The organism is Herbiconiux aconitum, from assembly GCF_024979235.1.
GTDB lineage: Bacteria > Actinomycetota > Actinomycetes > Actinomycetales > Microbacteriaceae > Herbiconiux > Herbiconiux aconitum.
The window spans coordinates 91,331-113,704 of the sequence record NZ_JANLCM010000002.1 but is presented as its reverse complement, the minus strand read 5'-3'; the positions used below and the strand labels follow the sequence as shown (position 1 = coordinate 113,704).

At 70.5% G+C, this 22,374-nt stretch carries 21 protein-coding genes; 16 read left to right on the top strand and 5 right to left on the bottom strand.

The features are described from left to right. The first annotated feature begins 14 nt into the window (after positions 1-14). Positions 15-653 carry an MBL fold metallo-hydrolase gene (locus tag N1027_RS12095; protein WP_259508219.1) on the top strand — a complete coding sequence of 213 codons (639 nt, stop codon included), beginning with the start codon at positions 15-17 and terminating at the stop codon, positions 651-653. 63 nt (positions 654-716) lie between these two features. Here the strand turns inward: N1027_RS12095 and N1027_RS12090 are convergent, their stop codons facing one another. The 3 genes from N1027_RS12090 to N1027_RS12080 all read right to left on the bottom strand — a co-directional run bounded on the left by N1027_RS12090 (position 717) and on the right by N1027_RS12080 (position 4,563). Then, positions 717-2,168, bottom strand: a complete 1,452-nt coding sequence (locus tag N1027_RS12090) for a phytoene desaturase family protein (RefSeq protein ID WP_259508217.1) — start codon at positions 2,166-2,168, stop codon at positions 717-719. A gap of 82 nt (positions 2,169-2,250) precedes the next feature. Beyond that, the gene (locus tag N1027_RS12085; RefSeq protein WP_259508216.1) at positions 2,251-4,035 is read right to left on the bottom strand and encodes an Ig-like domain-containing protein; all 1,785 of its coding nucleotides are present in this window, start codon (positions 4,033-4,035) and stop codon (positions 2,251-2,253) included. Positions 4,036-4,185: 150 nt separating this feature from the next. Beyond that, the gene (locus N1027_RS12080) at positions 4,186-4,563 is read right to left on the bottom strand and encodes a nuclear transport factor 2 family protein (RefSeq protein ID WP_259508214.1); all 378 of its coding nucleotides are present in this window, start codon (positions 4,561-4,563) and stop codon (positions 4,186-4,188) included. Between the two features lie 99 nt (positions 4,564-4,662). On the opposite strand from N1027_RS12080, the gene N1027_RS12075 reads away from it, so the two are divergent. Continuing rightward, a complete protein-coding gene (locus N1027_RS12075; RefSeq protein ID WP_259508212.1) occupies positions 4,663-6,393 on the top strand; it encodes a class I adenylate-forming enzyme family protein in 1,731 nt (576 codons plus the stop codon). A gap of 53 nt (positions 6,394-6,446) precedes the next feature. Next, positions 6,447-7,073, top strand: coding sequence for a phosphoribosyltransferase (locus N1027_RS12070; protein ID WP_259508210.1), 627 nt, complete (start codon positions 6,447-6,449; stop codon positions 7,071-7,073). On the opposite strand, the gene N1027_RS12065 is transcribed toward N1027_RS12070, so the two are convergent. Beyond that, complete coding sequence (locus N1027_RS12065) at positions 7,070-7,624, bottom strand: COG4315 family predicted lipoprotein (RefSeq protein ID WP_259508208.1); 555 nt, start codon at positions 7,622-7,624, stop codon at positions 7,070-7,072. The two genes, N1027_RS12070 and N1027_RS12065, sit on opposite strands and share 4 nt — an antisense overlap. A 180-nt stretch (positions 7,625-7,804) precedes the next feature. On the opposite strand from N1027_RS12065, the gene N1027_RS12060 reads away from it, so the two are divergent. The 13 genes from N1027_RS12060 (at position 7,805) to N1027_RS12000 (ending at position 21,493) form a co-directional block, all read left to right on the top strand. Continuing rightward, positions 7,805-8,311 (top strand): sigma-70 family RNA polymerase sigma factor, encoded by a 507-nt coding sequence (locus tag N1027_RS12060; RefSeq protein ID WP_259508206.1) that lies wholly within the window; start codon positions 7,805-7,807, stop codon positions 8,309-8,311. After that, a complete protein-coding gene (locus N1027_RS12055; protein WP_259508205.1) occupies positions 8,308-9,102 on the top strand; it encodes an anti-sigma factor family protein in 795 nt (264 codons plus the stop codon). Before N1027_RS12060 ends, N1027_RS12055 begins: the two co-directional genes overlap by 4 nt. 136 nt (positions 9,103-9,238) lie before the next feature. Then, the gene (gene aroA, locus N1027_RS12050) at positions 9,239-10,615 is read left to right on the top strand and encodes a 3-phosphoshikimate 1-carboxyvinyltransferase (RefSeq protein ID WP_259508203.1); all 1,377 of its coding nucleotides are present in this window, start codon (positions 9,239-9,241) and stop codon (positions 10,613-10,615) included. Beyond that, positions 10,612-12,411, top strand: coding sequence for an AMP-binding protein (locus N1027_RS12045; protein WP_259508201.1), 1,800 nt, complete (start codon positions 10,612-10,614; stop codon positions 12,409-12,411). Before aroA ends, N1027_RS12045 begins: the two co-directional genes overlap by 4 nt. Then, complete coding sequence (locus N1027_RS12040) at positions 12,408-13,652, top strand: acyl-CoA dehydrogenase family protein (RefSeq protein WP_259508200.1); 1,245 nt, start codon at positions 12,408-12,410, stop codon at positions 13,650-13,652. The genes N1027_RS12045 and N1027_RS12040 overlap by 4 nt, the downstream gene beginning before the upstream one ends. Beyond that, entirely contained in the window at positions 13,649-14,521 is an 873-nt protein-coding gene (locus N1027_RS12035; protein WP_259508198.1) for an SDR family oxidoreductase, read from the top strand. Before N1027_RS12040 ends, N1027_RS12035 begins: the two co-directional genes overlap by 4 nt. Before the next feature lie 91 nt (positions 14,522-14,612). Further along, positions 14,613-16,754, top strand: a complete 2,142-nt coding sequence (locus N1027_RS12030; protein ID WP_259508196.1) for an oxidoreductase — start codon at positions 14,613-14,615, stop codon at positions 16,752-16,754. Positions 16,755-16,901: 147 nt separating this feature from the next. After that, entirely contained in the window at positions 16,902-17,087 is a 186-nt protein-coding gene (locus N1027_RS12025) for a hypothetical protein (RefSeq protein WP_259508195.1), read from the top strand. A gap of 32 nt (positions 17,088-17,119) precedes the next feature. After that, positions 17,120-17,785, top strand: a complete 666-nt coding sequence (locus N1027_RS12020) for an FMN-dependent NADH-azoreductase (RefSeq protein ID WP_259508193.1) — start codon at positions 17,120-17,122, stop codon at positions 17,783-17,785. Between the two features lie 164 nt (positions 17,786-17,949). Further along, entirely contained in the window at positions 17,950-19,476 is a 1,527-nt protein-coding gene (locus tag N1027_RS12015) for a sensor histidine kinase (RefSeq protein ID WP_259508192.1), read from the top strand. Continuing rightward, positions 19,473-20,135 (top strand): response regulator, encoded by a 663-nt coding sequence (locus tag N1027_RS12010; RefSeq protein ID WP_259508190.1) that lies wholly within the window; start codon positions 19,473-19,475, stop codon positions 20,133-20,135. The genes N1027_RS12015 and N1027_RS12010 overlap by 4 nt, the downstream gene beginning before the upstream one ends. Before the next feature lie 154 nt (positions 20,136-20,289). Next, entirely contained in the window at positions 20,290-20,586 is a 297-nt protein-coding gene (locus N1027_RS12005; protein WP_259508188.1) for an SHOCT domain-containing protein, read from the top strand. Positions 20,587-20,899: 313 nt separating this feature from the next. Next, the gene (locus N1027_RS12000) at positions 20,900-21,493 is read left to right on the top strand and encodes an HD domain-containing protein (RefSeq protein ID WP_259508186.1); all 594 of its coding nucleotides are present in this window, start codon (positions 20,900-20,902) and stop codon (positions 21,491-21,493) included. Between the two features lie 220 nt (positions 21,494-21,713). On the opposite strand, the gene N1027_RS11995 is transcribed toward N1027_RS12000, so the two are convergent. Next, on the bottom strand, positions 21,714-22,289 hold the full coding sequence (locus N1027_RS11995) for a type II toxin-antitoxin system PemK/MazF family toxin (protein ID WP_259508184.1): 576 nt from the start codon (positions 22,287-22,289) through the stop codon (positions 21,714-21,716). Positions 22,290-22,374: the final 85 nt, after the last annotated feature.

Here is a 22,374-nt window from a genome sequence, read left to right as displayed (position 1 = left end):
TTGAGTCGGGAGATATGAGACTCACGAAATTCGAACACGCGGCCCTTCTCCTCGAGCAGTCGGGCAAGAAGCTCTTCGTCGATCCCGGGTCGTTGACGACCCCGATCACGTCGGCCTCCGACACCGTCGCCGTGGTGATCACCCATGAGCATGCCGACCATTGGACGCCCGATCAGCTGAACCGCATCCTCGAGGTCTCCCCCGACGCGGTGATCTACGGGCCCGAAGGGGTCGTGCTGGCCGCTTCCGGCTTCGACGTCACCCGTGTCGACCCGGGCGACACCGTGGAGGCGGGCCCGTTCACCCTGCGCTTCTTCGGCGGCGTGCACGCGCTCATCCATTCGACGATCCCCCTCGTCGACAACGTCGGCGTGCTGATCAACGACGTGCTCTACTACCCGGGCGACTCCTTCGCGGTTCCGGAGGGCGTAGACGTCGACATGCTCGCCGTGCCGGCCGGCGCGCCCTGGCTGAAGATCGGCGAGGCCATGGACTACGTGCTCGAGGTGAAGCCCAAGAGGGCCTTCCCGACGCACGAGATGGTGCTCTCGGTGGCGGGCAAGAGCATCGCGAACGACCGCCTGGCGTGGGCGACCGCGCAGGGCGGCGGCGAGTTCTTCGCCCTGCAGCCCGGCGACACGCTCGACCTCTAGGGCCCTGCGTCCCGCTCACTCATCGCGACCCGCGACCCGCGAGTCGCGATGAGGTCGGCGGGGTCAGGGCGCCAGCGAGGGAGGCTCCGTGCCGAACACGTCGCGCAGGGCCGTGCGCGCGGCGTGCCAGCCGGCCATGCCGTGCACCCCGGGGCCGGGTGACGTGCTCGCCGAGCAGAGGTACACCCCGTCGAGCGGCGTGCGCCATGGGGTACCCGAGAGCACTGGTCGGGCGAGCAGCTGCCCGACCGTGGCGGCGCCGCTCGCGATGTCGCCGTCGACGTAGTTCGCGTTGTAGAGCTGCAGCGCCGAGGCCGGGATCGCGGCCGAGGCCACCACGCGGTCGCGGAACCCCGGCGCATACTGCTCGATGCGGGCGGTGACGGCATCCGTCATGTCGCGACCGGATGCGCGCGGCACGTGCGTGTAGGCCCAGACGATCGTGCGGCCATCCGGTGCGCGCCCCGGATCGAACTCGCTCGGCTGCGAGACCAGCACGTAGGGGCGTTTCGGATGCGCGCCGCGAGCCAGTTCGCGTTCGGCGGCGTCGACCTCGGCCGCTCCTCCGCCGAGGTGCACCGTACCGGCGAGCGCGACGTCGGGATTCGCCCACGGCACGGGGCCGTCGAGCACGTAGTCGACCTTCGCGGCCGCGTTGCCGTATCGGAACTGGCGCAGCGCGCCCCGGTAGCCGCTCGGCAACAGGTCGCCGCCGATGAGGTCGAGGGCGCGCGGGGTGACGTCGAGCAGCACGGCGTGCGCCGAGGGGAGTTCGCGGAGTGAGTGGATGCGCGTCTCGGTCACCACCTCTCCCCCGTTGGCCCGCAGGTCGGCCACCAGGGCGTCGACGATCGCCTGCGAACCGCCGATCGGAATGGGCCAGCCGCCGGGCGAGTGCGCGAGCATGCCGAGCAGGAGCCCGGCCCCGCGCGCCCCGAGCGACGCCACCGGACCGATCGAGTGCGCGCTCACCCCGGCCAGCAGCCCCCCGGCCTCGTCGGTCTCGAAACCGGCGTCGGCCGCTCGAGCCGAGGCGAGCATCCGGGAGACCATCGACGCCGCCGCGAACGGCCGCCGGGGCACACGGAGCATCGGCGACATCGCGAAGTCGACCACCGCGTCCTGCCGCTCGAGGAGGGGGCCGAACAGGCGTCGCCAGGCGGGTCCGTCGACGCCGAGCCCGTCGACGGTGCGTTCGAGATCGCGCCAGGCGATGCCGGCCCGGCCGCCGTCGAGCACTTGGGCGTAGGAGACCTCCGGGGTTGCGAAGGCCACCCGCTGCTCGATGCCGAATTCGCGAAAGAACGACGACGCGAGGGCCATCGGATGCACGGCGGAGCACACGTCATGCAGGTGCCCCGGCAGGGTGAGCTCAGCCGAACGCGAGCCACCACCGGCCGATCCGGCCGCCTCGAACACCCTCACCGAGAGGCCGGCCCGAGCCATGGTGACGGCGGCAGCCAGTCCGTTCGGGCCGCTCCCCACCACGACGACGTCGACCGGGCCCGAGCTCATGTCGCCAGACTACCCACCCGCCCCGTGCCGACACCCCTCGCCGAATCGTCGGCGAGGGGTGTCGGCATGCGGGAGGAGGCGCCTACCCGTTCGAGTGGGAGCGGGAACGGGAACGGGAGCGACGGTATGTTCCGACACCGACCGCCGCAGCCCCTGCCAGGAGCAACGCGATCCCCAGCGGCAGTACGTCGTTCACCGAGAACCCGGTGTTGGCCAGCGCCGCCGGTGCGGCCGGGACCGCCGTCACCGTGAGGGAGACCGCCGTGCTCGTCGACGCGAGGAAGTTCGGGTCGCCGAGGAACCGGGCCGTGATCTGGCCGGTGCCCGTGCCGGTGGTCGTGACCGAGAGCGTCGCCGTGCCGGCAGCCGTCAGGGTCGCGTCGCCGAGGTGCTGCGTTCCGCGGTAGAACGCGACCGTGCCGGTGGGCACGACGTCGGTGGCCGATCCGACCGTCGCGGTCAGTCGGGCCGACGATCCCGTTCGCACACTCGCCGGGTCGACCACGAGGGTCGTAGTCGTCGGCGCCTTGGCGATGGCGAGTGTCGTCTCGCTGGATGACGGCGCGTACGGCGAGATGTCGTCGGGCAGGTACGCCGCCGAGACCATGTGGGTGCCCGCCGGATACGGCGCCGTGAGCGTGAACACCGCCTGCCCGTCGACCACCGGAGCGGTGAGCGGGGTGTCGGTGCCGATCATCAGCTGAACCGTGCCGGTCGGCAAGGAGTCGGTCGTGAGGTTCTCCACCGTCACGGTCACCGTCAGGTCGTCGGCGAAGATCGGCGAGGCGGGTGCGATGGCGATCGAGGTGGCCGTGGCGTACTCGATGCTGTAGAAGATGGTCACCGAGCCGTCGCCCTGCGTGGCCAGGCCGGTGCTCGTGTTCTCGAGGCCGGTGGTGGAGCTGCCGCCACCGCCCGCGCCGCCGCCGCCGCCGCCACCGAGGCCGATGACGCCGTCTTCGATGCCCGTGGTGCCCAGGGGCGTGTCCGGGTTGCCGTCGGGAGCGGGGAAGAGCGATCCGGCGCGGCCACCCTGGCCGCCGGAGATCCCGTCGCCGAAGACGCTCGCGCCGCCGCCACCGCCACCGCCGCCGAGCAGGAAGTCGACGTCTTGACCGTTGGTGCCGTCGCCGTCATCCGAGAAGTTGAGCTCGCCGCCGGCTCCCTCGCCCAGGCAGTGCAGGTCGAAGTCGGGGTCGGGCGGCAGCGCCTCGTCGTCACGCGGCGCGTTTCCGGCCTCGCCCGCATCACCGGCGTCGCCGCCGAAGCAGAACCCGAAAACGCCGCGGCCCCCGCCGCCGGCGCCGGCTGCAGCCACGATCGCGTTCGCCTCGTCGCTGTTCACGACGACGGCGCTCGACCCGCCACCTCCACCACCCGAACGGGCGAAGAACGATCCATGGCCGCCTTCGCCGCCCTCGGTCCAGCCCTGGCCTCCGACGCCGGCGTCACCGTCGCTCGGTCCGTCGTAGCCGTCGTCGCCGGGCTCGAGCAGGTAGCCATCCGTACCGGCTTCGCCGACGTAGACCTCGAGCTCGTCGCCCGCTGTCACGGCCAGTGTGCCGGAGAGCGTCGCGCCGACCCCCGGGGCGCCGCCGTTCGTGCCGCCGCCTCGACCGCCGGACGCACCGTTCACCACGAGGTCGACCGAGGTCACCCCGACCGGAACGGTCCAGCTCTCCACGCTCCCCGGCACCGTGAACTCCACCGGAGCTTGTGGCAGCGCGGCGTTGGCCGCTCCTGCCCCCGCCCCGAAGATCAGGCCGCCTGCGACGAGCGCGAACACCCCTCCTCCGGCGACGGTGGTGCGGATGCGCGCGCGCGTGGCGGAGCGTCGCTCGGTCTGTGCCCATGGCGTCGTTGCCATCTGGTCCCCCTGACTCGGGCGGCGGGCTCGACCCCGCCGTCGGTGTCGCTCACCCTAACAGGCGGTGCCGCCCCGGGTACAGGGCTTGCGCAATTCCTCTGAAGGGCGACGATCACCTGATCAGGGCCCCATCCCCGAGCGAGGAACCACTCAGCCGCCGGCGTCGACCTTCTGCTCCATCCACCATTCGGTGAACTCGGTCGCCCGCCCGTCGTCGGCGAGGCGGATGACCCAGAGGTTGCTGTAGACCGGCCCGCCGGAGTAGACGGTGGTGCCCTGCACCACCGCTACCGTGCCGTCGATGGCGACCGGATGCCACGAGAACGTCGTGTCGCCCGGCTCGTCCTGCGCGTCGAGCCAGCCCGCCACGATCTCCTCGTGCCCCGTCCACGGATCGGCGAAGGGCTCGGTGCGGTACTCGCCGTCGGGCGTGAAGAGGGCCCGGATGTCGTCGGGATCGTTCGACTCCCACGCTCGGCGGTACCCGTCGATCCAGGCGGAAACAGGGGCGGTCACGTCGTCGGCCATGACCCAGTGTGATCACGTCGACACGGCAGACGCAAGAGTGTGGGATGACTGGGCGCCACCCGGCGTTGTATACCTGGAATCCGAACAGAACGAGGTCTCATGAGCATCAGCGCCCCCTCCACACGCACAGTCGCCCCCACCGCCACCGTCGGCAACACCGAGTACGATCCCACGGCGTTCCGCCAGGTGTTCGAGCAGCATTTCACCTACGCCTCGGCCGTTGCGCGCAACACGCATCGCTACGCGAACCGCACGGCGATCACCGACTCGACCACGGGCGACTCGTGGACCTACCGGCAGCTCGGCGAGGTGACCGGCGCCCTCGTCGCCGGGCTCTCCGCACGCGGCATCGGGGTGGGCGACATCGTGGGGTACCAGCTGATGAACCGGCCCGAGTTCGCGTTCTTGTACGTCGCATCCCAGGGGCTGCGGGCGGTCTCGTCGCCGATGAACTTCCGCTTGGCACCGGCCGAGACGGCGCACATCCTGGGCGAGTCGAAGCCGAAGATCTTCGTCTACGAGGCGGCGGCAGCAGCGGATGTGCGGACTGCGCTGGGCTTGACCGATTTCGTTCCCGAGGTGCTGGTCGCAGTCGGCGACGACGACGCTGTCGCAGCCGCTGCGGCGGCCGTTCCCGGCACGATCCCGTTCGACTCCCTGCTCGTCGACGGTGCCCCGAGCTTCCGCGCCCCCGAGGGCGGTTCGGTGTGGGACGAGACCTCCCGCCTCTACACCTCGGGCACCACCGGCATGCCGAAGGCGGTGCCGCTCACGAGCCTCAACGAGGTGCTCACGGCGCACGACGCGATCATGCACTTCCCGCTCGGCCCGACCGACAAGACGATGAACATGTCGCCGTGGTTCCACCGCGGCGGCAACTACTGCGCGGGCCCGAACACCGCGTTCTACGTGGGTTCCGAGGTGGTCACCCTGCCGCAGTTCGAGCCCGGCCTCGTGCTCGACCTGGTGGAGCGACACGGCCTCACCTACGTGATCGGGGCGCCCACGAACCTCGAGCGCCTGGCCGACGAGCAGGAGGCCCGGCCGCGCGACCTCTCCTCGCTCTCGGGCATCGTCACCATGGGCGCACCGCTCGAGCGCGCCGCCGCGCTGCGCTACCAGCAGACCATCACGCCCCGCATCGCGAACGGCTACGGCACCACGGAGGCGTTCTGGAACACCTACCTGCGCCCCGACGACCTGCCCGACGCCGCCGGCGCATCCGGTCGCGCCTGTCTCGACGACGACGTCGTGGTGGTGAACGTCTACCCCGACCGGATGGCCGACCCGAGCGACACCGTGCCGCAAGACGGCAGCACCGTCGGCGAGGTGATCATGCGATCGGTGAAGAGCGGCTACGCCTACATGCACAACCCCTCGGAGCAGGAGAAGAAGTTCCGTGACGGATGGGTCTACCCCGGTGACCTCGCCACGTGGAACGGCGACGAGATCGTCACGATCGTGGGACGCAAGGACGACATGATCATCTCGGGCGGTGAGAACGTGCATCCGGTGCAGATCGAGGAGGTGCTGGCCGGGCATCCGGGGGTCGCCGACAGCATCGTCACCGCCATGCCGGACTCGGAATGGGGCGAGATCGTGGTCGCCTACGTGCAACGCCGCCCCGGTGCGCTCGACGATGCGGCCGAAGCGGCGACCGACCTCGACCGCTTCTGCCAGGACAGCGTGGCCCTCGCCCGCTTCAAGCGGCCCCGCCGCTACGCCTTCGTCGACGAGCTGCCCTACACCGCGACCGGCAAGAAGCAGCACTTCCTGATGAAGCGGCAGGCACCGGCCGACCTGGCGGCGGGGCGCTTCGTGGCCCCCTGAAACTCGTCGACGTCATCGACTCACCTGCTGCCATGGAGGCGTAGCGTCGGGAGATGGACCGGTTCCGGGATCGACGGGATGCCGGGCGACAGCTCGGCCGGATGCTGCTGCCGGCGCGCCGGGCCGACATGATCGTGCTCGGGTTGCCGCGCGGCGGCGTCATCGTGGCAGCCGAGGTGGCGGAGATGCTCGGCGTTCCGCTCGACGTCATCGTGGTGCGCAAGCTCGGTCTGCCCCTCGCGCCCGAAGTGGCCATGGGGGCGATCGCCGAGGGAGGCGTCCGCTACCTCGACACGGCGCTCCTCGTGCACCAGGGCGTCAGCGCCTCCGACCTCGCCGGGGTGGAGCGTGTCGAGGAGCAGGCGCTCGCCCGCCGGGTGCGTCTGCTCCGTCGTCACCTCGGCCCCCGCTCTCTGGAGGGGAAGGTGGCGGTCGTGGTCGACGACGGCATCGCGACCGGTGCGACGGCCCGGGTCGCGTGCCGGGCAGCGAGGGAGCGGGGCGCCTCCGCGGTGGTGCTCGCCGCGCCCGTGGCAGCGACGAGCACCACATCCGTGATCGAGGAGGCCGACGAGATCGTGTCCGTGCTCACGCCGGACCCCTTCGGGGCGGTCGGGCTCTACTACGGAGACTTCCGCGCGACGACCGACGACGAGGTCGTGCGTGCCCTCGGGCTTTAGTAGCCGGCTCCGGATGCCGCGGGCGTGGACCCGCCCCCGGACCCGGAGATCTCCGCGCCGTCAGGAGACACCGCGAACCAGATTCCGCCGAAGCCCTGACCCGAGACGTCGCCGGGCTTCTTGTCGTCGGCGAAGGTGTAGATCGGGCGGCCGTCGATGGTGATCTGGTTGCCTCCGGCGACACCCGTGATGGTGCCGACGGTGCCGGTGACGCCTTCGACGACCGGGGTCGTCGATGCCGAGACCACGGCTGGCCAGAGCGGCTCGCAGGCGCCGGTGCACGCGCTCTTGCCCGAGTTCGCCGTGTCGACGGTGTAGTAGTAGACGGTCATGCCTTTTCCGTCCACGACGATCTCGCCGAGCGAAGAACTCGCCGTGGCGATGTCGGCGGTGCCGGTGGAGTCCGCGCCCGCCGCGGCAGACGGAGTCGGTGTCGACGAGGTCTCGGCGGCCGGCGTCGAAGTATCCGACGAGGGGCTCGACGAACAGCCGGCCAGCGCCAGCAGGGCAATCGCCGCGGCAGCAGCAGCGAGGGTCATCCGGGTTTTCATGATGGTGTCTCCTTCAATGGTTTCGTACCGTTGATTGGGGAGACGGAACGTGCCACCGAATCGTTCAGGCTCCCAGCGGAGTCCCAGGTGGAGGGCAGGATTCCGAGCCTATTCCGGGTCGGATCGAGCTCAGAATTGAACGCGAACGCCTCGCATACCGTTGTGTGGTTGGAGGTACCGATGTCCGACGATCAGGCTGTGCTGCTGCGCGCGGTTCACGACGCCCACGCGCCGGCCCTGTTCCGGTTCGTCGTGCGGCTGACGCACGACCCGATTCTCGCCCAGGACATCGTGCAGGAGGCGCTCCTGCGTGCCTGGCGGTCACCGGCCATCCTGGAGCAGAGCGACGAGGCGGCCCGCGCCTGGCTCTTCACGGTGGCGCGCCACCTCGTGATCGACGATCGGCGGAGCGCCCGGCACTCCCACGAGTTCGCCACCGACGACGTGCCGGAGCGCAGCACGCACGACGCCACGGATGCGGTGCTCGACAAGTGGCTGCTCTCCGACGCGTTGTTGGCGCTCTCGCTCGAACACCGCACCGTCATCGTCAGTTCGTTCTATCTCGGCCAGACCGCCGCCGAGATCGCCGAACGGGAGAACGTGCCGGTGGGCACGGTGCGTTCCCGCATCCATTACGCGCTTCGTGCTCTCCGCGTGGCCCTGCAGGAGAGGGGGGTGACCGAGTGATCGACCGAGACGAACCCGTCGATCCTGACCGTGCCGACGATCCTTACCGGGACTGGGATGCCGCCTACCTCTTCGGCATGCTCGGACCGGAGGAACGCCGCGTCTACGAACGTCACCTCGCCACCTGCCCGGAGTGTGCCGCCGCGGTCACCGAACATTCGGGGCTGCCCGGCATCCTGCGCAAACTGTCGACCGCCGAGGCCGGGGCCCTGCTCTACGATCCACCGGCGCCCGTCTCCCTGCCACCCGACTCCGTGATCATGCAGGACCTCGCCCGCTCGGTGCGTCGCACCCGCACGCGCAGGCGCCGGCGCCTGACAATCCTCGCCGGCGGGGTCGGAGCCGTGCTCGCCGTGGGAGGACTCTTCGCCGGTTGTGGGCTGATCGCCATCTCGGAGCCCAGCGCCCCTTTCGCCATCGTGTCGCCGGCGCCGACCGCGCCGAGCACCGCCGACGCACCGGGTGACGGCGTGGCGCGCGCCATGGTGCAGGTCGAACCCGGCTACGTGGATGCCGAGCTCGCGGTCACCCAGAAGGGCTGGGGCACCCGGTTCGACTGGAGCTGCAGCTACGGCGCCGAGCGGCCGGAGTATCCCGGTGCTCAATCGATCACCTACGACCTCGTCGTGACCGACGCGCAGGGCACCGAGACCACGGTGGCGAGCTGGTCGGCTTCGGGTGAGAAGGCGACCAATCTGTCGGCGTCGACGAGCATTCCCACCAGCGAGTTGCGGTCGGTCGACATCCGCGTGGCCGGCGGCGATCGGCCCCTGGTGCGCACCACGCTCTGAGCGACAGGCGGTCTCCGGGCGGTCGCTATGACTGCATGTCGGCACGCGAAGTGGCAAGATTGACCCGATACCTTTCCGTTGCCTGTGCGACTCCTCTTGCCGGAGCCCGCGACACATCTTCAGGAGGTGCACTGGCGTGCAGTTGTTCGTAAGCGGTTCCGAGACCCCGATCCGCGGTGAGCTGAACATCCCCGTTTCCAAATACCACGCGCATCGCGCACTCGTGCTGGCGTCCCTCGCACCCGGACGCAGCGTCGTGCGCGGCCTCTCCGAGACCAGACAGGTCGTCTGGACCGTAGGAGTACTCCGTGCACTGGGCACCCGGATCGACATCGACGGCGACACCTATGTCGTGCACGGCGGGCGCTATCACACCCGCAACGACGTGGTGGATCACGGATCGATCTCCGCGCAGGGCCTGCTCAATGTCGGCTCCTCCGGCACCACCCTCTATTTCATGACCGGCCTGGCTGCGCTTGCCGACCGGCCGATCACGCTCACCGGCATGAAGTATTTCCGCCGCCGGCCGATCAAGGCGCTGCTCGACTCCCTGGGTCAGCTCGGCGTGAAGTACACCGCCGAGAACGACTGCCCGCCCATCACCGTGCAGCCGGGCACCCCGGCCGGCGGCCATGTCACCATTCCGGGCACGCTCTCGCAGTGGCTCTCGGGTCTGCTGCTGCTCGCCCCCTTCGCCGAGAACGAGACCACCGTCGAGGTGCTCGGCGAGCTGAACGAGCAGCCCTACGTGGAGTTGACGGTGCGGATGATGCGGCACTGGGGGCTCGTGGTCGAGCACTCCGACGATTGGCGCACCTTCACCGTTCCCCCCGGCCAGACGGCCACCCCGACCGACTACACCATCCCGCCCGACATCGGATCGGCGGCGTTCGGACTCGCAGCGACCGCGATCCACCCCTCAGACGTGCTCTTCCGCGGGCTGACGGCCACCACCTCGGCCGAGACCGACCATCCCGAAGCCGAGTTCCTCGACCTCATCGCCGCCATGGGACTGCCGATGGAGCACGACGAGGAGACCGGATTCGTGCGCGTGCGCCACGACGGCATCGAACTGCAACCGCTCGACATCGACTGTCAGCCCATCCCCGACCTGCTGCCCGTGCTGGCGGCTCTGGCGAGCTTCGCCCAGGGCACCTCGAGGCTCCGCAACATCTCGCACATCCGGCTGAAGGAATCCGACCGGGTGAACGCCATGCTGCAGTTGAACAAGCTCGGCGGCGACCTCGTCGACACCGGATCAGAACTGCTCGTCACCGGCGTCGACGGCCTGCGCGGCGCCCCCATGTCGTCGTTCAACGACCACCGCGTGCTCATGTCGCTGTCGGTCGCGGCGACCCGGGCCGACGGCGAGTCCCGGCTCACCTATCCGCGGGCCTACCGCATCTCCTATCCCACGTTCCTCCAGGCGATGACGAGTGTCGGGCTCGACCTCGCGATCACCCCGCTCGAAGGCGCCGACAAGACACGCTCCGCGCAGGCGCTCGCCTCGTGAGCGGCAGAGAGACGATACCTTCCGGCTCCGAGCAGGATGGGGCGCCCGGCGTCACCGCGGCGATCGACGCGCTCGCCCGCGAGCAACCGGATGCTCCGGCCGTGATCGAAGTCGGGGATCGTGCGCGCACCCTGACCTGGGCAGAGCTCAAGGCCGACGCCGACCGGGTGTCGGCGGTGCTGCTCAACCTCGGGGTCGAGCCCGGCGAATCCGTCGCCTTCCAGCTGCCCAACTGGGCGGAATGCGTCACAGTGACCCTCGGCGCGCTGCAGATCGGCGCCGTGGTCGCCCCGATCATGCCCGTGTTCGGCGAGCGCGAGGTGGCGATGGTGCTTGCACGGGCGAAGGCGCGCGTTCTCGTGCTGCCGCGCTCGTTCCGCAAGCGCCGTCATGCCGACGAGCTGGCCGGCGTCGTTCGTTCGGCCGCTGCGAGCGGACGCACCCTGCTCCTCGAACACGTGCTCGTGATCGGCGACACCGACCCCACGGGCGCCGCCCGAGCAGGCACCACTCCCACGTTCGCCGACTCGTCCCAAAGTGGGGCAAAAGAGGGTGACTCTGCCCACTTCGGGACGAGTGAGCCGATGCTCGAGGCGTGGGAATGGCACGACTTCGACGCCGCCCTCGCTGCAGCGCGCGTCGACGCGGGCGCGATCACGGCGCGGCGGCCCAGCGAGACGGATGTCGCGCAGCTGCTGTTCACCTCGGGCACGACGGGCGAACCCAAAGGCGTGCAGCATGCGCACCGTTCGCTCCAACTCGCCACGGCCATGGAGGTCGCCCACCTCGGGCTCACCCCCGACGACCGCGTCTACATCCCCTCCCCGCTGGCCCACCAGACCGGTTTTCTCTACGGCCTGCTGCTCAGCTGGCAGCTGGGCGTCGCATCCGTCGTGCAGCCGATCTGGGATCCGACGGTCGCGCTCCGGCAGGCCTTCGGCGCCGCCCGCGCACGTTTCGTGCAGGCGGCCACACCGTTCCTGATGGATCTCGTGGAGGCGGTGGAGAGCGGCGAATCTGCGCCTGAGAGCCTCCGCATCTTCGTGGCCACGGGCGCCGCCGTGCCCCGAGAACTCGCCGAGCGTGCCACCCGCGTGCTCGACACGGCGGTCTGCGGCGCCTTCGGCACCACCGAGACCTGCCTCGGCACGCTGTCGGCGCCGAACGATCCGCCTGGCTCCGCCTGGGGCACCGACGGTCGGCCGCTCGAGGGCATCCGCATCCGAATCGTCGACGACGAGGGTGTCGAATTGCCGGCCGGTCGAGAGGGCAACTACGAGCTGCTCTCCCCCACCCTGTTCCTCGGCTACCTCGATCGCCCCGACCTCACCGCGGAGGTCTTCACGCCCGACGGCTGGTACAAGACGGGCGATCTCGGCATCGTCGACACCGACGGATTCCTGCACGTCACCGGACGCGTCAAGGACGTGATCAACCGCGGTGGCGAGAAGATTCCGGTCGTGGAGATCGAGAACCTGCTGTTCACGCATCCGCAGGTCAAGGATGTCGCGATCGTGGCCATGCCCGACCCCCGTCTCGGCGAGCGCGCCTGCGCCTACGTGGTGCCCGCCGATGGCCAGGAGCCGCTCGGGTTCAGCGAGATGCAGGAGTTCCTGGCCGCCGCACGGGTATCGAAGTACTACTGGCCGGAGCGGCTCGAAGCCATCGCGGCCCTGCCGCGGAACCCGGTCGGAAAGATCCAGAAGAACCTCCTGCGGGAGCGCGTCGCCGCGCTCCTCGCAGATGAGAACGCAGACACCGTGGAGAACGACGCATTGGAGAGCACAGAAGCGTGAGCATCGACGAGAACGACTTCCAGCAGCTGAAGAGCGAGATCGACGCCTGGGTGCGCGGGCCGGGTGAGGTGTGGGCCGAACGCATCGAGGCCGAGGGCGACGTTCCGCGCGCCCTCTACGAGGAGCTGCGCGACAAGGGCTGGCTCAGCCTCGCCGCCCCCGTGGAACTCGGTGGCCGCGGCATCCCGTTCCCCCGCTATCTCGAACTGCTCGAGATCGTGTCGCGTTCGCACGCGTCGATCCGGATGCTCGTGCACGTCAACAACGGAACCTGGCGTGCCATGGAGCCGTTCGCGAACACCGAGCAGCGCGAGCTCGTGAAGAAGGCCGTCACCGGTGAGGTGCTCGTGGCGTTCACCCTCACCGAGGCCACCGCCGGAACCGGCGCCGACCTGCGGTCGACGGTGCGCCGCGAGGGTGACACCTACTACCTCAACGGCGAGAAGCACCTCATCACCTTCGGCGTGAAGTGCGACTACTGGCTGCTCTTCGCACGACTCGAGGGCACGACCGGCCGAGACGGCACCGTCGCCCTGCTCGTGCCGAACACCGGCCTGCCGGGCGCGGAGGTCATCGACGATTCGCACACCATGGGTGTGCGCGGCACCGACCACGCCATCCTCGAGTTCACCGAGACCCCGGTTCCGGTCAGCGCCCGTCTCGGCGAAGAGGGCCAGGGTCTCGAGGTCGCACTGGGCGGATTCCTGCTGCCGAGCCGCGTCTCGGTCGCGATGAGCGCCGTCGGCCTGGCCGAGCGCGCTCAGGAACTCGCCATCGAATACGCGCTGCGACGCGAGACCTTCGGCAGAAAACTCGCCGAACGACCCGTCATCCAGAACTACATCGCCGAGAACTACGCCGACATCGCGGCCGCCCGCGCCCTGGTCTTCGAGGCCGCGCGCGCCTACGAGAACGGTGCGGCCGACGCCGGAGCGCTCTCCAGCGCGTCGAAGATCGTGGCCGTCGACATGCTCGCCCGGGTGACCGACAAGGCGCTTCAGATTCACGGCGGACAGGGCTACTGGGCACGCAACCCGATCGAACGCGTGTACCGGGATGCCCGTGCCCAGCGCTTCGAAGAAGGCACGAACGAGATCCAGAAGGCCGTCGTGGCGCGAGCCGTGCTCGCCGAGTACGCGGCGACCGCAGCCGCGGCCGCCTCCGCGGCACCGACCTCACCGGCGCCGACCGCCGCAGCACCGACCCCGACCGCGACCCCGAAAGCCGAGGCCCGAGCATGAGCGACACCCAGAACACCGAGAACCCCCGCGTCGTGGTCATCACCGGAGCCTCCCGCGGCATCGGCCGTCTGCTCGCCCAGAAGCTCGGCGCGCAAGGCGCCGCGGTCGTCGTGAACTACAAGGTGAACGCCGACCTCGCCGAGGAATCACTCGCCGACGTGGTGGCGGCCGGCGGATCGGGCTTCACCGTGCAGGCCGACATCGAGATCCCCGACGACATCGACCGGCTGTTCGACGAGGTGCGGCAGCGCTACGGGCGCCTCGACGCGTTCGTGGCCAACGCCGCGGCGAGCGCGTTCAAGCCCGTCTCGCAGCTGAAGGTGCACCACCTCGACCGCAGCTACGCGATGAACACCCGTTCCTTCGTACTCGGCGCCATCCGTGCCGCCGAGCTCATGGACGACGGTGGCCGCATCCTCGCCATCACGAGCTACGGCTCGCTGCGGGCGTTCCCCACCTATGCGGCACTCGGCGCGGCCAAGGCGGCGAACGAGGCCTACGTGAAGTTCATGGCCACCGAGTACGGTCCGCGCCGAATCACGGTCAACGCCGTCAACGGCGGACTCATCGACACCGATTCGCTCGACTACTTCTACAACAGGGTGCCCGGGATGGCGCCGATGCAGTCGGTGCTCGAGAAGATCCCGCTCGGCCGCCCCGGCACGGCCGACGACATGGCGGATGCCGCCGACTTCCTGCTCTCGGCGAAGGCCGGGTACATCACCGGGCAGGTGCTGCAGGTCGACGGCGGTCTCACCATCGTGTCGCCGCCGTTCTGGGCCGACACCACGGGCGACCTGCGTGAGGCCGTGCTCGGCGAAGGCGCCTCGGGCGCCGCGGTCGCACCGGCGGTGTATTCGGGGGAATAGCCTCCGGCGAGTAGCCTTCGGGTAACCTTCCCGTCTCTCTCGACCAACCTCTCTCGCGACCCACGTCGCTCGACCCAATCGGAGCATCCGGATGCACGGCGACGACGCCACCCCCGCCCTCGAGCGCACCTTCTCACCGTGGCGGCTGGGCGCGCTCGAACTGCCGCACCGTGTCATCACGGGCAGCATGCACACCGGTCTCGAAACGCTCGACGACGGAGGGGCGGCGCTGTCGGCCTACTACGCCGAGCGCATCCAGGGCGGCGCGGCGCTCATCATCACGGGCGGGCTCGCAGTGAACGCGGAGGGCTGCGGGGCCGACGACTTCAGCGTGCTCGGTGACCCGGCGAGCGACGCACGCTTCGCGGCGGCGGCCACGGCCGTGCACGAGGCCGGCGGGTTCATCGCCGCGCAGCTCTTCCACGCCGGTCGCTACGCGCTGCTCGACGGGGTGACGGATGCCGAGGGCCGCCCCGTGCATCCGGTCGCCCCCTCTCCGCTCGCCTGGCGCAGTGCGGGGGCTCAGGTGCCCGTGGAACTCGACGAGGCGGGCATCCGTCGCACCATCGACGACTTCCGGATCGCAGCCGAACGGGCCGTGGAACTGGGGTTCGACGCGGTGGAGATCATGGCGTCGGAGGGCTACCTGATCAACCAGTTCTGCTCGCCCGTGACCAACCGGCGCGACGACGAGTGGGGCGGCGACGCCCGGCGACGGCGCCGTTTCGCGGTGGAGGTGCTGCGCGCGGTGCGGCAGGGCGTGGGCATCGACGTGCCTGTGATCGTGCGGATGTCGGGGGCCGACCTGGTGCCGGATTCGACCACGCAAGACGAGACGGATGCCCTCGCCCGCGACCTCGTGCGAGCCGGGGCGGATGCGCTGAACGTGGGCATCGGCTGGCACGAGTCGAAGGTTCCGACGGTGCAGGCCGCGGTGCCGCACGGTGTGTGGCTGCGTTATGCCGAGGCCGTGGCGCGGGCGATCGCGTTGCCCGGCGATCCGACCTCGCCGTCGGCGGTGCCCGTCATCGCGAGCAACCGGCTGACCGACCTGCGCGACGCTGAAGACATCCTGGCCCGCGGCACCATCACCGCGGTCGCCCTCGCACGCCCCTTCCTCGCCGACGCCGCGATCGTCGACCGCTCGCGCAATGGCCACTTCGACGCGGTGAACTCCTGCATCGGCTGCAACCAGGCGTGCCTCGACCGCTCCTTCGTGAAGCAGCCGGTGTCGTGTCTGGTGAACCCGCGGGCGGGAACCGAGACGCGCTATCCGCTCACGCTGAGCGCCGCCCCCGCCCACTACGCGGTGGTGGGCGGCGGGCCGGCCGGGCTCATCGCGGCCACTGATCTCGCCTCCCGCGGCAATCGGGTCACCCTCTACGAAGCGGATGCGCACCTCGGCGGGCAGTTCACGCTCGCCGCACGCATCCCCACGAAAGAGGACTACGCGTTGACCGTCGCGCACTACGCCGCCCGGCTCTCCTCGCTCGGCGCACGGGTCGAGCTGTCGCATCCGGTCACCGTCGAGGAGCTCGCGGCGGGCGGATACGCGGGAGTCGTGGTGGCGACCGGTGTGCGGCCGCGCGCGGTCGAGATCGAAGGGTCCACGCTGCCGCATGTGCTCTCCTACGAGCGCGCGATTCTCGACGGGGTGCCGCCGGGTCGCGTCGCCATCATCGGCGGGGGCGGCATCGGCATCGACACGGCGAAGTTCTTGGTGCTCTCACACGACCCCGCCGTTCGGGCACGAGCGTTCGAAGAGCAGTTCCAGCTCGCGTCGCCGAGCACCTTCCTCGAATCGGATGCGCTCCCCCAGCGCACGCGGGTGCGCGAGCGCCCCGGGGCGGCGCCGTTCGCCCCGCGGCCGGGGAACTCGGTGACGGTGCTGCGACGCACGGGCAAGTTCGGCGCCGGGATGGGCATCACCTCCCGCTGGGTGGCCCTCGGCGAGCTGCGGGAGGCGGGCGTGCAGATGCTGTCGGATCTCGACTACCGGCGCATCACGCCATCCGGTGTCGAGGTGGTCTTCGCCGACGGCACGTCGTCGCTCGTGCCGGCCGACGTGGTGATCGTGTGCGCCGGTCAGGTCTCGCACGACCCGCTGAGCGCCGGCCTCGCCGCCCGCGGCACCCGCCACGAGGTGGTCGGGGGCGCCCTCGACGCCTCCCGCGTCGACGCCGTGCGGGCCACCCGTCAGGGCATCGATGCGGCCCGCCGCCTCGCGGCGTGAGATCTTTGCGGTGCGACACGCCGTAGCGCTCCCTTACTGGGGACACCGGGGTGAGGGCGCGCACCGATAGGCTCCCCCTGATATCGCATCTCGACGCACAGATGGAGGATCGTGGGCCGGATCACTTGGACCGATGAGGTTGCCGCCGTGGCGGTTTCCCTTCCGTATTCGGACATCTCGCTTTCCGCCCTCTCGACCGAAGAACTCGGTCGGCTGCGCGCCCTCATCGAGGATCTGCGGGATGACTCAGGCTTCATGACGCCTCATCTGGATTCGCGGTTCCGGAGGTTGCTGCCGATGGTCGACGAGCAACTCGGGCGGCTCAGCGCCTGACCTGCCGGGGTCGGGCGGTATAGCGTGGCCCCATGGCGAATCTGCTGCATCTGGACTCCTCCGCCGACCTCGAGAACTCCCGGTCACGGGCGATCGGGCACTCCTTCAGCGAGGCGTGGCTGGCCGCTGCGCCGGGCAACACGGTCACGCATCGTGACCTCCACCGCGACCCCTTGCCGCACCTCGCCGACGCGGCGCTGCACTGGCCGCCCCGACTGCGCCCCGCCGGCTCCATGCCGCCCGCCGATGCGGAAGCTCTGCAGAGTTCGCTGATCGCCGAGCTGCTCGCCGCCGATGCCCTCCTGGTAGGAGCACCGCTCTACAACTACTCCATGCCGTCGAGCTTGAAGGCCTGGATCGACAACATCCACGTGCCGGCCGTGACAGCGCCGTTCGACGTCGACACCCAGCCCCTCGCCGGGCGGCCGGCCATCATCGTCACCAGTCGCGGCGCATCCTACGACCCCGGTTCGCCGACCGACGGCTGGGATCACGAGGTGCCGGCGCTGCGACTCATCCTCGGCACGGCGCTCGGTATGGAGGTGACGGTCATCGCCACGAACCTCACCCTCGCCGAGACGGTGCCCGCCCTGGCCGACCAGATCGATCGCAGCCGCCGCGAACTCGTCGAGGCCCACGAGGCGGCCGCGGCCCTCGCCCACACGCTCGGCGCCCCCGCCACCGCCCCCGCTCCCTGAGGGCTCGCTCTTCCCTCATCGAGTGGGCACGATTCGTCGCATTCGCGCCGAGCGGGCGACAAATCGTGCCCACTCGATCGGCGTGAGCCGTACTCCCCCGAGAGTACGAGGGCCGCGACGGGGAGCGGATGCCGCGGGTGGGCCGGCGCGGATACGATCGAGCCATGCCGCACCCGGGCCGCTCCAACGACGACCGCGGAGACGAGCGCGCCCGCGAGAACCACCCCCTCGACGAGCGACGCGGATGGACCCGCGAACGGTGGGCCGGCGCCGACGACAGGCGGAGGATGCACGAACGGTGGGCCGAGGGCGGCGGCGAATGGCCGCGGTTCCGTTTCTCGGGGTGGGCGCGGCTCTGGGTGCCGGTCATCCTCTCGTTCATCGTGCAGGTGCCCGCCGCCGTGTTCACCTGGCGGTTCCGGCAGGCGCCCCAATTCGCCGACGATGACCCGGTGCGTTTCGCCGCTCGGATCGGGCTCGCCCTGCTCGGCCCCGTCGCCCTGATCGCCGCGCGCCGCTTTCCGGGCCCCGTCGTGGCCGTGGTGTCCGCGGCCGCCGGCGCCTACGCGCTGCTCGTCGCGGGCGAGTTCGCGCCGCCGTACATCGCCCTCGCCTTCGCGATCGTGAGTGCCGTCGTGCGCGGTGCACGGCTCTGGGCCTGGTGGTCGCTCGGCGTGGCGTGGGTGCTTACCGTGACCATCGGCATCCTGATCGGCGCTGACTGGCAACCGGCCGCCGTGATCGCGGTGAGCCTCGGCCTCGTGCTGCTGCTGGCCATCGGGGAGCGCATCCGCAGCCGCCGCGCCCGCATCGACGAGCTGCGCAAGCGCGCCGCCGAGCGCCGGCTCACCGAGGTGCAGGCCGAGCGGGTGCGCATCGCCCGTGAGCTGCACGACGTGCTCGCCCATTCGCTCAGCCAGATCAACGTGCAGGCCGGCGTGGGGCTGCACCTCATCGATACGCAGCCCGAACTGGCGGCGAGAGCCTTGGCCGACATCAAGGAGGCGAGCAAGAGCGCGCTCGACGAGGTGCGCTCGGTTCTCGGTGTGCTGCGAGAGGGTCAGGATGCGCCGGGTGCGGTGGGCGACGAGAGCGCACCCCTCGTTCCCGAACCCGACCTCTCGCGCATCGACGGCCTCGTCGCATCCGTCGTGTCGCAAGGGCTCGCGGTCACGCTCGAGAACGGCATCCCGCTCGGCGCTGACGCGGCGCCCCGCACGAGCCCGCCTCCCAAGGCGGTCCAGCTGGCCCTCTACCGCATCGTGCAGGAATCGCTGACGAACGTCGTCCGGCACGCGAACGCCACCTCCGCCGCGGTGGTACTGGCCGAGACCCCGGATGCCTGGACGGTGTCGGTGGTCGACGACGGAACCCGCCACCCCGCCCGCGACGCCTCCCGGGGGGCGATCGCGGGGCACCCCCGCGATCAGGCCGGCACCCTCGACGGGCCCCGCCCCGGTCGTGGCCTGCTCGGCATGACCGAGCGCGCCGAACTCCTCGGCGGCCACCTCGCCGCCGGCCCACGGCCGGGCGGGGGGTTCGCCGTCGAGGCAGCCATCCCCCGCCGAGCCACGCCCGCCGATCGCTCGGCGCCGCCCTCGACCTCCACCCTCACTCCGCCTCCGGCCGCGCCGCCGACCCCAGCCCCATCGCCGCCGCGGCCCACCGCCCCCACCGAGGAGTCCCCGTGATCCGCGTCGCCATCGCCGACGACCAGCAGCTCATCCGCGGCGGTTTCCGCAGTCTGCTCGCATCCGAACCCGACCTCGACGTGGTGGGCGAAGCCGGATCGGGCACCGAGGCCGTGCAGCTCGTGCGGGCGCAGCACCCCGATGTGATCCTGATGGACATCCGGATGCCCGACGGCGACGGCCTCTGGGCCACCGAGCAGATCACCGCCGACCCCGAACTCGCCTCCACACACATCGTGGTGGTCACCACCTTCGAGCTCGACGAGTACGTGGGCCGCGCCATCCGCGCCGGAGCGAGCGGCTTTCTGGTGAAAGACACCGAACCCGTCGAGCTGATCCGTGCCGTGCGAGTCGTCGCCGCGGGCGACGCCCTGCTCAGCCCCGGTGTGACGCGACGCCTGCTCGAACGCATCTCGCACGACCTCAGCGAGCAACCGGATGCCTCGCGCCTCGACGCCCTCACGGCCCGCGAACGCGAGGTGCTCGCCCTGGTCGGCACCGGACTCACGAACGACGAGATCGGCGCCCGTCTCTTCCTCAGCCCACTCACCGCGAAGACCCACGTCTCCCGCATCATGTCGAAACTCGCGGCCCGTGACCGGGTGCAGCTCGTCGTGATCGCCTACGAGACCGGGCTCGTGGCTCCCGGGCGCGCCTAGGGCGCGTTCGGGCATCCGCTGCGCCTACTCGGTTCGGCGGGGATACTCCCGCCGGTGTACGGCGAATGCCGCCCGTGGGCAGATTCGCCGGAGGCGCCGCTCCGCGAGGCTGTGAGCAGAGGGTTCCGCTCCGGGGCCCGAGAGAGGAATCATCGTGTTCACCACCGTCGCGCTCGCATCCGTCGCCGCCCACGCCGGCCCCTTCGTGGGCGGTTTCGGGTGGCTCTTCTTCCTGATCCCGCTGTTCTGGATCGCCCTGTTCGTCATCCTCTTCGCCACCGTCGGCCGCCGCTGGCGCCGCAACGCCTGGGCCGCCCGCGGCTGGAACCAGCCCGCCCGCCGCGCCGAATCGACCCTCGCCGAACGCTTCGCCCAAGGCGACATCGACGAGGTGGAGTATCGGGCGCGGCTGGAGGTGTTGCGGGCGAACGCGGGGTACCCGCAGGCGTAGGGGTACCGACCCGCCGGCCCTCGGGCTCGCCCGGCCTTCGGCTGGGCGGGCCCCTACTGCTCGCGCCGCCGCTACTGCGGCGCGAGGCGACATGTTCGCGTGAGGTCGCTGTCGCGGCCTCGCGCTCACCCTGGGTCATTGAAAAGGGCCTGTTGCGTGGGATATCGGGTGGTCGTTGCTCGGAGAACTCCACACGAGGGGGTGACCTTGGCCGCATGGCTCGGCGGTGGTGACCTCGATTGGAGTTGTCCGCCACGCGGCGGCCGCGGGCGGCGACTTCACGGCAGCCGACACCTCGGGCGAGAATGGGGGCATGCACCTTGACGAACTTCCGCTGCCGGACAGCGCCGCCGCGACCAGTGCCGTCGAAGTGGCACGGGAGTATCAGAGCGAGGCGCTCGTCAACCACTGCGTGCGGTCGTACCTGTGGGGAGCGGCTCAAGGGCGACTCACGGGGCTCGAGTTCGACGACGAGCTGCTGTTCGTGTCGGCGATGCTGCACGACCTGGCACTGGTGCCGGAGTTCGACAACTACACACTGCCGTTCGAAAACGCGAGCGGGCACGTCGCGTGGGTGTTCGGCGCGGGAGCCGGTTGGTCGAAGGAGCGCCGCACACGCGCATCCGAAGTCATCGTGCGGCACATGTGGGACGAAGTCGACCCCGCCGTCGACCCCGAAGGCCACCTGCTCTGCATCGGCACCGGCCTCGACATCTCCGGCCGGCACGTCGAACTCTGGCCCGAGACACTTCGCACCGAGGTGCTCGAACGCTACCCACGGCTCACCCTGCGCGACGAGTTCCTGCGCTGCTTCGTCGACCAGGCCGACCGCAAGCCGGTGAGCTCGGCGGCGGATGCGATCGCGTCGGGGGTTGCGGGGCGTATAGATACCAACCCGTTGGGCTAGCTGTGCTTGGGTGCTCGTTGTAGTCGGGATGCTTCGCGCGGCTGTGCTTGCTGCTGTGGGGGCCGTGCTTCGCGCGGCCCCCACAGGCGTCGCCGGTCCTTGCCCGGCGCCGCGCGACATGTTCCGGTGAGGTCGCTTCGCGGCCTCGCCGTCACCCTGGGTCGTCCGGGAGCGGCCCGTTGCGATTCGTGCCGCGCCCCGCCCTGAGGGCGCCGGGATACTAACCGCGCGCGCCGAAGAGGCGACGGAAGGCTCGAACGATCCGCGAGCGTGAGCCCGAGCGGGCTGGCACAGCTGCTGCCGCAGCGCGCGCGGGCGCTGCCACAGGCGCTGCCGGCGCCGCAGCCGGCTTCCAGCCGAAGCGCTTCTGCAGGGCCGCCGCTACGAGCGCGAAGCGGGCGGCATCGAGGGCGACCGCCTCGCGTCGCATGCCGGCCTGGTGCACACGGAAGACGCGCTCGAGGCGCACCCAGCTCGGTCGACCCGCCGAATCCCACGCACCGCTGCCGATGGCCACGTCGTACGGGTCGTCGTGCGGCTTCGAGGTGAGCTGCAGGGCGAGCACCGTTCCGCCGGGCTCCGTCGCGATGACGAGAACCGGTCGGTCTTTGCCGCGACCGTCGTTCTCCTCATAGGGAACCCAGGTCCACACGACCTCGCCCGGGTCGGCATCCCCATCGGTCGACGGGTTGTACGCCACTCCTAACCGGCCCACCGACCGCGGGTCGATCTCGGTGGTGGCGGATGCACCATACCGCCCCGGGCTCCCGCCCTGGTCGTCGATTCTGCCGCTCATACGGCGACCCTATCGCCCCCCTCCGGCCATCTCCTTGCCCGGCGTCAACGATTTGCGAATTGCCGCCGTCACCTCCCCGATACGA

What these genes read in the sequence shown, in the direction of transcription:
- N1027_RS12090 (WP_259508217.1), bottom strand. Translation starts at nt 2,168, where the DNA reads ATGAGCTCGGGCCCGGTCGACGTCGTCGTGGTGGGGAGCGGCCCGAAC.
- N1027_RS12000 (WP_259508186.1), top strand. Translation starts at nt 20,900, where the DNA reads ATGCACCTTGACGAACTTCCGCTGCCGGACAGCGCCGCCGCGACCAGT.
- N1027_RS12065 (WP_259508208.1), bottom strand. Translation starts at nt 7,624, where the DNA reads ATGAAAACCCGGATGACCCTCGCTGCTGCTGCCGCGGCGATTGCCCTG.
- N1027_RS12085 (WP_259508216.1), bottom strand. Translation starts at nt 4,035, where the DNA reads ATGGCAACGACGCCATGGGCACAGACCGAGCGACGCTCCGCCACGCGC.
- N1027_RS12015 (WP_259508192.1), top strand. Translation starts at nt 17,950, where the DNA reads ATGCCGCACCCGGGCCGCTCCAACGACGACCGCGGAGACGAGCGCGCC.
- N1027_RS12030 (WP_259508196.1), top strand. Translation starts at nt 14,613, where the DNA reads ATGCACGGCGACGACGCCACCCCCGCCCTCGAGCGCACCTTCTCACCG.
- N1027_RS12075 (WP_259508212.1), top strand. Translation starts at nt 4,663, where the DNA reads ATGAGCATCAGCGCCCCCTCCACACGCACAGTCGCCCCCACCGCCACC.
- N1027_RS12035 (WP_259508198.1), top strand. Translation starts at nt 13,649, where the DNA reads ATGAGCGACACCCAGAACACCGAGAACCCCCGCGTCGTGGTCATCACC.
- N1027_RS12095 (WP_259508219.1), top strand. Translation starts at nt 15, where the DNA reads ATGAGACTCACGAAATTCGAACACGCGGCCCTTCTCCTCGAGCAGTCG.
- N1027_RS12070 (WP_259508210.1), top strand. Translation starts at nt 6,447, where the DNA reads ATGGACCGGTTCCGGGATCGACGGGATGCCGGGCGACAGCTCGGCCGG.
- N1027_RS12020 (WP_259508193.1), top strand. Translation starts at nt 17,120, where the DNA reads ATGGCGAATCTGCTGCATCTGGACTCCTCCGCCGACCTCGAGAACTCC.
- N1027_RS12060 (WP_259508206.1), top strand. Translation starts at nt 7,805, where the DNA reads ATGTCCGACGATCAGGCTGTGCTGCTGCGCGCGGTTCACGACGCCCAC.
- N1027_RS12080 (WP_259508214.1), bottom strand. Translation starts at nt 4,563, where the DNA reads ATGGCCGACGACGTGACCGCCCCTGTTTCCGCCTGGATCGACGGGTAC.
- N1027_RS11995 (WP_259508184.1), bottom strand. Translation starts at nt 22,289, where the DNA reads ATGAGCGGCAGAATCGACGACCAGGGCGGGAGCCCGGGGCGGTATGGT.